Consider the following 11,240-nt stretch of genomic DNA (forward strand, 5'->3'; position numbering starts at 1 on the left):
ATTGTTTATTGTGATTGTGGGATTCTGCATTGTTTATTGTCATTGCGAGAGATTCGTTAGAATCTCGTGGCGTGTGTTGCGTTAGCAACTCACCCCCCCCCACACTTGCAAATCTATAATGTTGGCAATTCCTGATTCTACATTGGAATCTCTAAAGCGAGATTCTGTGTTATGGATTGCTTTGTCCTTGCATTCCTCGCAATGACAGAATGGTAATTCACGATTCCACTATCATAACTTCTTGCGCGAGATTAATTCAAAATCAATCCCGCAAGAATATAACCCACCAGCGCAACGAAATAAGCGCAAACACTTGTAAAAAGAAATAAATATACAACATATTTAAATCCACCCGCTTCTTTACCAAAAACCACACTTGCAGCAAGGCAAGGATTGTAAATCATCACAAAAAGAACAAACGCAATCGCAGCTTGTAGCGGAATCGCATTAGAAATCACTTCCATTAGCGTTTCACTCTCTTCATCAACTTCGCCACCAAGCGAATAAAGCACACCCATTGTAGAGATTACCACTTCTTTAGCCGCCAATCCACTTAAAAGTGCTACGCTCATTCGCCAATCAAAATCCATTGGGGCAAAGATAGGTTCAATCAGCTTCCCAGTCATTCCAAGATAGCTATTTTCAATCAAGCGTTCTTCTAAGGCAAATTCAAGCTTTTCTTTTTCCTCGCCATCAAGTGCTTGTTCAATTTTGGTTTCATAGGTTGCTTTTGTCTCTTCTTGTGCGGGATAAGAACTCGCAAACCAAATCAAAATAGAAACCGCCAAAATGAAAGTTCCCGCCTTTTTAAGATACATTTTTGCTTTTGTATAAATCGCAAACCAAACCAATCGCCAATTTGGCATACGATATTTTGGCATTTCCATTACAAAGGGTTCATCAGGACCTTTAAAGGCAGTTATTCGCAAAATCTTCGCAGCAACCAATCCAAGCAATGCGCCCAAAATATAGATTCCAAAAAGCCAATTGCCCGCTTGTTGAGTCGGGAAAAATGCTCCAACAAACAACACATACACAGGCAAACGCGCTCCGCAACTCATAAAGTTGATAATAAAAAGTGTCAAAAGCCTATCTTTGCGGCTTTTTAGCGTCCTTGTCGCCATAAATGCAGGGACGGAACAACCAAACCCGGATACAAGCGGAATGAAGCTTTTGCCATGTAAGCCAAATTTATGGAAAAACCCATCTAACAAAAAAGCAACACGCGACATATAGCCTGTGGTTTCTAGCAATGCGATTCCAAAAAACAAAATCACAATATTAGGCAAAAACAAAATCACCGCTCCCACACCGCCAAGGATTCCATCGGCTAACAAAGAGGCGAGAGCTTCGCTTTCTACATTGTCCTTTACCAAATCCCCAAGCCAACCAAAAAAATCTTCAATCATATCCATTGGCAACGCACCAAGCGTAAAGGTAAGCTGAAACAATGCCCACATAAAAAACAAAAAAATCGGAATCCCGGCGTATTTGTTAATCAAAATCTTATCAATACTTTGCGTATAATTCTGCTTTTTCTTCGTTTCATAGCGTATGATTTCTGTTACGAGACCTTGCACAAACGCATTAGAATCCTCTAAAAAAATCTCTTTATTAGAGGGAGTATCATAAATCGTATAAAGATTATTTAAGGATTCTTGTAGTTTTTGCGACAATTCTAGCCAAATTGGCTTCTCATGAAGAATCGCAAAAGTCTTTTCCTCTTGTTTAAGCAACAAAATCGCAATCTGACGCGCACTAAGGTTTAGGGATTCTATACTAGCGTCCTTTTTGCTTTGGATAAACTCTTCTAAACGCAGAATCTCTGTTTCAATTGCGTTGCTATAAATGCGTTTATTAGGAGTCTTTTCCTTTTGATAAGTCTCCACAATGCAATCTAGCAAAGATTCTAGATTCTCTTTCGTATGCGCAGAAACTTGCACACTAGGAATCCCTAAAAGCTCACTAAGAGCTTTAGCGTTGATTTTCACACCCTCATTTCTCGCTTCATCACTCATATTAAGTGCTAAAATCATCTTTTTTTGCATTTCAAGCAGTTGCGCACTTAAAAGCAAGTTACGCTCTAAATTCGTAGAATCCGCGACATTTACGATTAAATCATAATCCCCCCCACTCTCTACGAAATTTTTGGTAATCTTTTCTTCTTCGGAATATCCATAAAGCGAGTAAGTTCCGGGCAAATCTATAAACCGAAGAGTCCAACCCTGATGCGTTGTGTAAGCTTCGGCTTTTTCAACCGTTACCCCGGTGAAATTTCCCACTTTCATACTAGAATGGCAAAGTGCGTTAATCAACAAACTTTTGCCGACATTTGGCTGTCCTACAAGCGCGATTCTAATTACTTTATTTGGATTATTTTCTGCCATTTATCCTTGCACCCTCTCTACTTCAATCGCATTAGCTTCATCTGCGCGTAGCACAATGCAACTTCTATCAAGCTCCACCAAAATCGTAGAACCACCCAAAGAAGTCTCCACCTTTTTAATCTGCTTTGCTTTAGAGATTCCAAAGCTAAAGAATCTATCGCGTAATTGCTCATCAACTCCCAAATGCGTAATCACGCCTAATTCGCCGTCTTTTAGTGCATTGATTGTCATTTTATCCCCTTTAAACAAAAATAAATCGTTTGAAATTTTAGCTTTTGCAAGGTTAATATAATATTAAAATTGATTATCATTTTGTAGAATCTCTGCGTCATTGCGAGGAGCGAAGCGATAAAGCAATCCACGCTTTGGCATAAGTTAAAGATTCCATTGCGTATTAAGTTCAATATTATAGATTTGCATAGCACGGGTGAAATTTGTTTCACAAATTGCACACCACGAGATTCTAACGAATCTCTCACAATGACGATAAACAAAGCACGATGCAAAATCCAAAAATCAAAGACTCCGCAATTAAACCCTAAAGCTTAGCTTTCAAGTGCGCTTTAATAGGATAAAACAAAGGATTCTTGGAATCCAAAAAGAACGCATTAGGGTCTCTTAATAGCTTTGCAATCCTGCGGTAGATTCTAAAGTTTTTAACAAACATCAAGGAATCCCAGCTCCACCTACTAGAATGCTCCCTCAAAAACGATTCTTTATCCAGGTTAATCTCATAAGCAAAAGGCAAATAACACAAAGAATCTAAAGTATAGTTTTGTTTCTTAAACTCCTTTGCTAACAAGCATTTGTGCCCACCAAGTATCATTTGGTAAAAATGAAACTCATAAGTGCGCCTAAAGTAGCTATTATCCGCGCGTTTGATTAACTTAGTTTCTGGCACAAGATAGGAGTAAAACTCTTCTTTTAGGTAGCAAATAAACCTTAGCATTTTCTCCTCATCTACCTCAAACCCGTGATACATTACTGCATCAAGTCGCGCCTTTAGCTCCTCTTTGGATTGCGCTTGTAAGTTTAACCCATCAAAAGCATAAAATGCCCTAGCACAAAGAATTGCAGGTTTTTTGGCAATCATCGCATACATTCCCACGCCAGAATTTAGCAACACACACGCTTGGGCAATGTTTAGAAGTGCCACAATAGAGCAATCATCGGGCGCAAAGATTAAATGCGGATATGCCTTTTTGTTGATTTTTGCGCTTAAGGGGTGGCGTTTGCAGACAAAGACTACATTGTCTTTGTGATACTCTTTGGCGAGTTCTTCTAAGGATTCCAAAAATCCCTCATAGCTAAAAAATGGCGAAAAATACAAAATCGCTGTATCAGATTCTACTTGCAAGGAGACAAAAACAACTCGGCACTTGCGCACTCCTAGTATGCGCCTTAATTCCGCCTCCCCAAAGTTCTGATTTTTCTCCTCTAAAAACTCATTAGAATACAAAACATTCTCAATATATTCCAATGCCCTATCGCGCTGTTGCGCATTTATTGCGTGATTCCAAAGATTCTCATTATAGTTAGAAGAATCTCCCAAAAACCCACTATTATCAAAAAACCAAGCATTAGGAAACGCGCCCCGCTCAAAAACATAAAAAGCAATCCCCTCTTCACGCATAAAATGATAAATTTTATTTATTTTCTCCCTCGCATAAGGATTAAAAAGTAAGTAAAGCGTAATGTTGTGCTTGTCTCTAAACTCCAAAAATCGCTTCTCATTAAATTCCTCATCGTCAAAAAATATTTTCTCACTCGCAGCAATAGGCTCTCCTAAGAAAACGCAAGGTTTTCGCAAAGCATTATAGGCATACGACTTCTCACTATCTAATATACAGACTTTTTCTTTTGCCTGTGCGCGAATTAGAGTATCAAGCTTATTTCCTTTGCGCAAAATTCTGATAAAATTCTCTTTGTTATTTCTATGTGTGCCAAAATAGTTGTTTTGATTTGGTTTAGTATGCCAAAGATGATAAAGATAGATTCCATACATCATTGCTTCTAGCCCTACTATCGCATACCACGCACGGAATCCCTTAAATGCACCAAATTTCCAATTTCTAGCAAAATATTCTAATTCTTTAGGCAGAATCTCAAAAACAGCATAAGACTTAAGCAACCTAGATAAAAATTCAAAATCCTCACAACCATATCCTAAAAAATCCTCATTATATCCACCAAGCTCCCAAAAAGTATAGGTGTTTAACACAATAGATGAGGAAGTAGGCATAAACCATTCTATGTTTTCTTTATTTTGATTCAAATTCAGCTGATGAATGATTTGCTCCTCACAAATCTCGTGCTTTAAGAATCTCTGTGTGCCACTCTCACTCAAAAACACACAAGGCAAAACCAAAAAACTAGCTGGATTCTCTACAATTCTTTTTGCCTCTATCATTTTTAGGATTTTCTCCAGCATTTGAGGACTAAGCACACAATCCACATCTAACACCATTAAAGTAGGCGTGGTTACAAACCGCGCTCCATAATTCCTACACGAAGAGGGGCAAAACACACCGCACTCTTGCCCTTTGGCGTCTTTTAGGTAAATATGTCCGCAAGATTCCATGAAGTGTGCAATCTCCAAAGACTCCTCTAAAGATACAGAAGAATACCCTTCAACAAAGAGATAACGCACTTTGCCCTCGCTTTTGTATTCTTTAGCTTTTTCTAGCACTCTTTGCGCAATAAACTCACGCTCTTTACTTAGCCCAAATGGGATAATGATAGAAAGTATTGGCATACGAACCCTTGAATTTTTTTCAAATTATAGTTTTTCAATAATTAAATTATTCTTTTACGATAATTAAAAGCTTAAAATTATAGCTTTAATATAAAAGAGTTCCAATGAAAGTAATAGAAAGAATCAATGAGATTTTAAAAGAAAAAAATATGAGCAAAAAGGAACTAGCGCACCGCTTGATTGACTTTGGACTAAAAGCACATAAAACAGGTGAGATTCCGAGTATCTCAAGTATTTATGCTTATCTCAATGGCAATATAGACTTAAAAGCTGATATGATTCCTTATATCGCAGACGCTTTGGGTATCTGTGAGCAAGAGTTGTTTTCTAGCTCCAAAGAATCCCTAAAACTTGTTGCGAAATTTTATAACAGAAATAGTGATTATAGACACTATGAAAAAATTATAGAACTCTTAGAATACCTCCCGCCAAAAACCCTAAATATCCTAGAGGATATACTAATCCAAAACAAGAAAACAATACAAAATCTAAATGAAAATATCAACTCTATCCAAAAGGATTCTTAAAATTATATCCCCACGACATCACAAAATATTCGCGCCCTGCACCCTTGCTAAAGCCCAAAGCTACCACCTGTCATTGCGAAGCCATTGTAGGGGGCTGTAACAATCCATAATTCGGAATCTCGCCTTAGAGATTCCATTATGGAATCAAAGAGGGCTAACACTATGGATTGCCACGAATTGCGTTGCAATTCTCGCAATGACGATAAACAAAGCACAATGCAGAATCTCACAATCATCACACAAAGAGATTCAAAAGCACAAAAGCGCGGGAGGAGTGAAAGCTATTTTACGCTTCCTTTTCCCATTGTAGAATCGTATCTTTTTGGGCGATGAAGTTATCAAAATGATGAGAACCACCCTCTTCAATAATTAGTTTAGAATCTTTAAATTTCTGCGCTGCGATTCTATAATCTAGCACTTGATCGCCACTTTGCAAAAGCACACAATAAAGTTCGGGCGTAATAGAATCCACAAAATATTTTTTAAGACTCTCTACCAAATCCAAACTCCAAAAAAACGAAGTGTTATTATAAGTAACATCAATACGCCCAATAGCGGGTAGCAGGGTTTTATAAGCATCAACAACGGGATTAACAAGCACGGCTTTTAAGTGATATTTCTGCGCTAAAAATGTCGCATAATAGCCGCCAAGAGAGCTTCCAACAAGACAAATTTTATTTTCTTTAGAATGCTCCAAAATCAGCGATTCTGCAAGAGAAATCGCCAAATCAGGAACATAGGGGAGATTCGGCGTTAGTGCATTAGGGGCAAATGAGGCAATCAATTTGCCTTTATAACACAACCCCACGCTACGAAATCCATGCAAATAAAGCAGCAAATCTTCCCCTTTAATTCTTTATTTCACAGCTTTTAATGCTGCTTCATAATCCGGTTCGCTTGTGATTTCGCTCACGATTTCTTTGTGCACGATTTGACCATCAGGATTGACAACAAAAACCGCGCGTGTGAGTAAGCCTTCCAATGGAGAACCCGCCAAAACTACGCCATAAGAATCGCCAAAGTCTTTGTTTCTAAAATCACTCAACGCAGTTACATTTTCAATTCCTTCTGTGGAACAGAATCTTCCCTGCGCGAAAGGCAAATCAAGTGAAACAACGAAAACTTGCGCATTGGCAATACTTGCTGCTTTTTCGTTGAATTTGCGTGTTTGTGTTGCGCAAACTCCTGTATCTAGTGAGGGAACAACATTGATAATTTGGTATTTACCACTCGCACCACCCACACTTTTAATGCTCAAATCTCCAGCGACCAAATCCACTTTAGGAGCTTTATCTCCGACATTGACTTCTTTTCCTGCAAGAGTTACTGCATTTCCTTTAAAAGTTACCATTTTCATTTCCTTAAAATTTTTCTAAAATTGGAGATTTATTATTAAATAACGAAACTAAAATTTAGATTAAAATGCGTCAATTCTTGGACGAGTTTGTAAAGTTTCCACAGAAGCAAACTCGTTTCTCCGATAAGATTCTATCGCCACACGCCCAATCATCGCGGCATTATCGGAGCAAAATTCAAGCGGAGCAAGCAGTAAAGTTGCATTATATTCTTTGCAAATCTTGCCCATTTTTTCCCTAAGCAAAAGATTCGCACTCGCTCCACCCACAATTCCAAAGGACTTCCAAGCATTGGATTGATTCGCGTTGGATTCAAAGAAGATTCTACATTTTTGCACCAAATGAGTAATGGCAGAATCCTGAAAACTTGCACACAAATTTGCCTTAAACTCTTCACTTAAGATTCCATTGTTTTGTTTTTCTTTTTCAATCTGCACCCTCACCGCGTTTTTAAGCCCTGAAAAGCTAAAGGCAAATTGCTTTTTACTACGCAAAGGAATCGGGAAGCTAAAAAAATCTTGCAAACCCTTTTTAGCATAAGATTCCACAATAGGACCTCCCGGATAGCCTAAAGATAGCATTTTTGCTACTTTATCAAAACTCTCCCCAAAGCTATCATCTAAGCTTTGTGTTTGGATTGTGATTTCTTCATAAGATTTCGCTTCAAGTAGCATTGTATGCCCACCAGAGACTAAAAGAACGCCCAAAGGGAAGCAAGAATCGCATTCTAAAAACAAAGAATACAAATGCCCTTTTAGGTGATTAACGCTAATCAAAGGGAGATTAAGTGCGTAGCTAAGGGTTTTTGCCATCATTAAACCCTCCATTAGCGTTACATTCAAACCCGGTTCTGTGGTAACCGCAATGGCTTTTAAGTCTTTTAAATAAGGTTTTGTTTTTTCTAAAATTAAAGGTAAAACTTCCGCGTGCAACCGACTTGCAAGCTCTGGGACAACACCGCCAAAAGCGGCGTGTTGTTTCTCTTGAGAGATTTTTTGATGAAAGATTAGCTGTTTAGAATCTATTTGGGTTAGCGCGATAGAGCTATCATCGCAACTACTTTCAATGCTTAAAATAAGTCCGCCCAAAGATTCCTACTTACGCATTTTCATCTAGCACATTAACGCCTAGACTTGCGAGTTTTTTATCTACTTTTTCCAAAGCTTTTTCCAAAGTTTCCTTGCTAATATCCGGCAAATTTCCGCCCCAAGATTTTTCTGCTTGATTGTATCCTCTAAGGATTCCTTCTCTTCCAGCTTTAAGCTTCTCTACATCATCACCCGCACCGGCTAAAACAAAATCCGCAATTCTATCAGAAGTTTTTGTAACGCCAAAGAATCCGTCTTCTGCGATTAATGCTTTGGCTTCATCTTGGGTGAGTTGTTGAATCGGCTTACCATCGTAGCCAATAGAGCTTAAATCCAAACCATTAAGAATGCTATTGAGTTTGAAAGGATCATTCATTGCGCTTGTTCCACCAAATAATCCGTTTTGTGAAGAGAAGTTTGTCTCACTTGAAATCGTAATGTTCATTTGGAACTGCATAATGTAGCCTGTTACCAAAGATTTTGCATCTACTTTTGACGCTGCTTCTTGGATATTTTTGCTTCTTTCCTCTGATGAAGTTTCATCTTTTTTAAGTGGGTTAGAACTCATTGCACTTTGCAAATCATTCGCGTATTCAAGACTACTTTTTGTAGAACTATTAGAAATATTCATTGCCATATTGTCCTCCTTGACAAAAATTTATGTAATAATATCGTCAATTTTTTTAAAAAGAGTATAGTAAATGAAAAAATTTTTTGCAGAATGGGAAAAACAAGACGGAATCTTGTTGTCATTTCCTCATCAAAACTCCGATTGGCTACCTTATTTGGACGAAGTGCGTTCTACTTATTGTGAAATCATTTGTGCGATTTTGCAAGTAGAATCCTGTTTGTTAGTTTGTGATTATGCGAATCCCACTTATGAGTATATCAAAAGTTATTTTGACAAAAAAAGTTGGAATCTAAATTTGTTGGATAATCTGTATCTGATAGAGATTCCAAGCAATGATACTTGGGCGCGGGATTTTGGCGGAATCACAATTGCCAAAAACCACCAAAATATCGTGCTAGATTTTGGCTTTAATGGTTGGGGTTTGAAGTTTGCTTCAAACTTTGATAACAAAATCACGCGCACATTAAGTGATCTTAAAATCCTAAAAAAAATCAAAACAGAAAATTTGATTTTGGAGGGCGGCAGCATAGAATCCAATGGTGATGGGCTTTTGCTTACCAACACGCAATGCCTATTAGAGGGCAATCGCAATCCCTCATATTCCAAGCAACAACTTGCCAAAAAACTTAAAAAAACTCTAGGAATCCAAAAGATTCTATGGCTAAATCACGGCTATCTTGCGGGTGATGATACCGATAGTCATATTGATACACTTGCGCGATTTGTGGGGAAAAATACTATTGCCTATGTGGAATGCACAGACAAACAAGACGCGCATTACCCTGCCCTACTTGCGATGAAAAAGGAATTAAAAAATCTGCGGAATCTCCAAGATAAACCCTTTAAGCTTGTCGCATTGCCTTTTGTCTCGGCTAAATACTATGATGAAGAGCGATTACCGGCGACTTATGCGAATTTTTTGTTTTTAAATGGTGCGATTTTGTTGCCAATTTACCAAGATTCTAACGACAATCTCGCTTTAGAGATGCTACAAAAGGCTTGTCCAAAGCACAAAGTGATTCCGATTGATTGTTCGGTTTTGATTCGCCAACACGGAAGTTTGCATTGCATTAGTATGCAATTCCCAAAAGGCACTTTAAACTTTAATGCGCTCAAAAATTTTTCTATCAAAAATCTTAAAAGCAAAGATTTTCCAAAGAATCCATAAAGTTACATTTAAGGATATTTTAGTAAAATTCCGCTTTATTTTTAAAAGCGGAAATGGCGAAACTGGCAGACGCACTAGACTTAGGATCTAGCGCCGCAAGGCATGGAGGTTCAAGTCCTCTTTTCCGCACCACTTTTTTGAATCCACATTAAAAACCTACATTTTAGAATTCTCCTTAGAAGTTTTACAAAGTTTATTTAATTTAATTTTACGATTGTGTTTGCAATAAATGCGAGAGATTTTGCGAGAATTTCGCTTTATTATTCCTCATATTTGCTATTTTTTGTATTTTTTATTAAAATACAAATTTCAATTTCAAAACAAAGGCTATCCAAATGGAATCCCAAAACTCTCAAACGCTCCAAACCCTACAAAATTACTTGGAAGAGATTATCGCACAAACCAAACAAAACAACTTACTCCAAAATCAAATCCTAATGTCCAATGTGATTGCGCATTCTAAAATCAACAAAAAGGACAAGCAAATTTTATTGCGCCTTTTGCAAGATAGAGATAGAAACTATATCCGCCTAAACGACAACGCACAAGTCTTTGATAGAATCCAAACATACCTTAAAGTCTTGCAACCTGCCAAAATAGCCAAGGATTCTTTAGTAAGAATCGGTGGCGCAAACGATGGAGGCTATGTGATGCTAAAAACTAAGCAAATTAATGGGGGGGGGGGGGCAAACCCTCTAAACAAAGCCTAAAAAGCCCCAAAGCAATTTCGCTAGGCGTTTCAGAGAGTTCGCCTTGGGATTTGAAAATGGCAGATTTTGGTTATCAAGTCATAGAATACGATGGAAGCATTGCGCACTCGCCCTACACGCACCCAAACATTACTTTTCATAAGAAATTCGTAGCTTCAAAAAATAGCGATTCCACAATCACTTTAGAATCCTTACTCAATGAGAATCAACTAGAAGATTCTGCGGAAAATATTTTGCAAATTGACATTGAAAATGTAGAATGGGAAATGCTAGAGGGCATTGATATTGGAATCTTGGCACGATATTTCACGCAAGTGATTTTTGAATTTCACGGCTGCAATCCCGAAGAAGAACAAGGATTCCAAAGAAGAATCACACAGCTAAAACGGCTCAATGAGCATTTCACGCCCATTCATTTGCATTTAAACAATCATGGCAAAATCTTTTATTCTAAAAGTTTGTTTTTTAGCACGAGCTTAGAAGTAAGCTATTGCAACAATAAAATAATGCACCATTTCAAAGCCAATCAAAAGCTAGAAAAAGGAATTCTGCAAAACTTAGATTCTCCCACTTGGGTTAGCAATCCAGAGATTCCAATTCGGTTCTTATGAAGCCCAAG

Annotated in this window: 12 protein-coding genes and 1 tRNA gene; 6 read left to right on the top strand and 7 right to left on the bottom strand. The window is 37.8% G+C overall.

Annotated elements, in window-relative coordinates:
• Positions 1–251: 251 nt before the first annotated feature.
• From feoB to LS69_RS08375, 3 genes are all read right to left on the bottom strand, one after another.
• Positions 252–2,387 (bottom strand): ferrous iron transport protein B, encoded by a 2,136-nt coding sequence (gene feoB / locus LS69_RS08365; RefSeq protein ID WP_138124027.1) that lies wholly within the window; start codon positions 2,385–2,387, stop codon positions 252–254.
• Positions 2,388–2,618 (bottom strand): FeoA domain-containing protein, encoded by a 231-nt coding sequence (locus tag LS69_RS08370; RefSeq protein WP_138124029.1) that lies wholly within the window; start codon positions 2,616–2,618, stop codon positions 2,388–2,390. It lies immediately after the preceding gene.
• Between the two features lie 307 nt (positions 2,619–2,925).
• The gene (locus tag LS69_RS08375) at positions 2,926–5,142 is read right to left on the bottom strand and encodes a galactosyltransferase-related protein (protein ID WP_138124031.1); all 2,217 of its coding nucleotides are present in this window, start codon (positions 5,140–5,142) and stop codon (positions 2,926–2,928) included.
• 104 nt (positions 5,143–5,246) lie between these two features.
• On the opposite strand from LS69_RS08375, the gene LS69_RS08380 reads away from it, so the two are divergent.
• Positions 5,247–5,669, top strand: coding sequence for a helix-turn-helix domain-containing protein (locus tag LS69_RS08380; protein WP_138124033.1), 423 nt, complete (start codon positions 5,247–5,249; stop codon positions 5,667–5,669).
• A gap of 162 nt (positions 5,670–5,831) precedes the next feature.
• A complete protein-coding gene (locus LS69_RS10520) occupies positions 5,832–6,002 on the top strand; it encodes a hypothetical protein (protein WP_194145473.1) in 171 nt (56 codons plus the stop codon).
• Here the strand turns inward: LS69_RS10520 and LS69_RS08385 are convergent.
• The 4 genes from LS69_RS08385 to LS69_RS08400 form a co-directional block, all read right to left on the bottom strand.
• The gene (locus LS69_RS08385) at positions 5,956–6,507 is read right to left on the bottom strand and encodes a YqiA/YcfP family alpha/beta fold hydrolase (RefSeq protein ID WP_138124035.1); all 552 of its coding nucleotides are present in this window, start codon (positions 6,505–6,507) and stop codon (positions 5,956–5,958) included. The genes LS69_RS10520 and LS69_RS08385 overlap by 47 nt on opposite strands.
• An 18-nt stretch (positions 6,508–6,525) precedes the next feature.
• Positions 6,526–7,020 (bottom strand): thiol peroxidase, encoded by a 495-nt coding sequence (gene tpx / locus LS69_RS08390; protein WP_138124037.1) that lies wholly within the window; start codon positions 7,018–7,020, stop codon positions 6,526–6,528.
• A 66-nt stretch (positions 7,021–7,086) separates the two neighbouring features.
• Positions 7,087–8,112 (bottom strand): tRNA (adenosine(37)-N6)-threonylcarbamoyltransferase complex transferase subunit TsaD, encoded by a 1,026-nt coding sequence (tsaD, locus tag LS69_RS08395; RefSeq protein WP_138124039.1) that lies wholly within the window; start codon positions 8,110–8,112, stop codon positions 7,087–7,089.
• A 10-nt stretch (positions 8,113–8,122) separates the two neighbouring features.
• Complete coding sequence (locus tag LS69_RS08400; RefSeq protein WP_238699274.1) at positions 8,123–8,749, bottom strand: hydrogenase-4 component G; 627 nt, start codon at positions 8,747–8,749, stop codon at positions 8,123–8,125.
• A gap of 64 nt (positions 8,750–8,813) precedes the next feature.
• Here LS69_RS08400 and LS69_RS08405 point away from each other — a divergent pair, with 64 nt between their 5' ends.
• The 4 genes from LS69_RS08405 to LS69_RS10920 all read left to right on the top strand — a co-directional run bounded on the left by LS69_RS08405 (position 8,814) and on the right by LS69_RS10920 (position 11,232).
• Positions 8,814–9,911 (top strand): agmatine deiminase family protein, encoded by a 1,098-nt coding sequence (locus LS69_RS08405; protein WP_138124041.1) that lies wholly within the window; start codon positions 8,814–8,816, stop codon positions 9,909–9,911.
• A 47-nt stretch (positions 9,912–9,958) separates the two neighbouring features.
• Positions 9,959–10,043 (top strand) — tRNA-Leu (locus LS69_RS08410).
• A 203-nt stretch (positions 10,044–10,246) separates the two neighbouring features.
• Positions 10,247–10,621, top strand: coding sequence for a hypothetical protein (locus LS69_RS10915; protein ID WP_238699275.1), 375 nt, complete (start codon positions 10,247–10,249; stop codon positions 10,619–10,621).
• 56 nt (positions 10,622–10,677) lie between these two features.
• A complete protein-coding gene (locus LS69_RS10920; RefSeq protein ID WP_238699276.1) occupies positions 10,678–11,232 on the top strand; it encodes an FkbM family methyltransferase in 555 nt (184 codons plus the stop codon).
• Positions 11,233–11,240: the final 8 nt, after the last annotated feature.

This window comes from Helicobacter sp. MIT 05-5294 (genome assembly GCF_000765675.1).
Classification (GTDB): domain Bacteria; phylum Campylobacterota; class Campylobacteria; order Campylobacterales; family Helicobacteraceae; genus Helicobacter_D.

What these genes read in the sequence shown, in the direction of transcription:
- feoB (WP_138124027.1), bottom strand. Translation starts at nt 2,387, where the DNA reads ATGGCAGAAAATAATCCAAATAAAGTAATTAGAATCGCGCTTGTAGGA.
- LS69_RS08370 (WP_138124029.1), bottom strand. Translation starts at nt 2,618, where the DNA reads ATGACAATCAATGCACTAAAAGACGGCGAATTAGGCGTGATTACGCAT.
- LS69_RS08375 (WP_138124031.1), bottom strand. Translation starts at nt 5,142, where the DNA reads ATGCCAATACTTTCTATCATTATCCCATTTGGGCTAAGTAAAGAGCGT.
- LS69_RS08380 (WP_138124033.1), top strand. Translation starts at nt 5,247, where the DNA reads ATGAAAGTAATAGAAAGAATCAATGAGATTTTAAAAGAAAAAAATATG.
- LS69_RS10520 (WP_194145473.1), top strand. Translation starts at nt 5,832, where the DNA reads ATGGATTGCCACGAATTGCGTTGCAATTCTCGCAATGACGATAAACAA.
- tpx (WP_138124037.1), bottom strand. Translation starts at nt 7,020, where the DNA reads ATGGTAACTTTTAAAGGAAATGCAGTAACTCTTGCAGGAAAAGAAGTC.
- LS69_RS08400 (WP_238699274.1), bottom strand. Translation starts at nt 8,749, where the DNA reads ATGGCAATGAATATTTCTAATAGTTCTACAAAAAGTAGTCTTGAATAC.
- LS69_RS08405 (WP_138124041.1), top strand. Translation starts at nt 8,814, where the DNA reads ATGAAAAAATTTTTTGCAGAATGGGAAAAACAAGACGGAATCTTGTTG.
- LS69_RS10915 (WP_238699275.1), top strand. Translation starts at nt 10,247, where the DNA reads ATGGAATCCCAAAACTCTCAAACGCTCCAAACCCTACAAAATTACTTG.
- LS69_RS10920 (WP_238699276.1), top strand. Translation starts at nt 10,678, where the DNA reads ATGGCAGATTTTGGTTATCAAGTCATAGAATACGATGGAAGCATTGCG.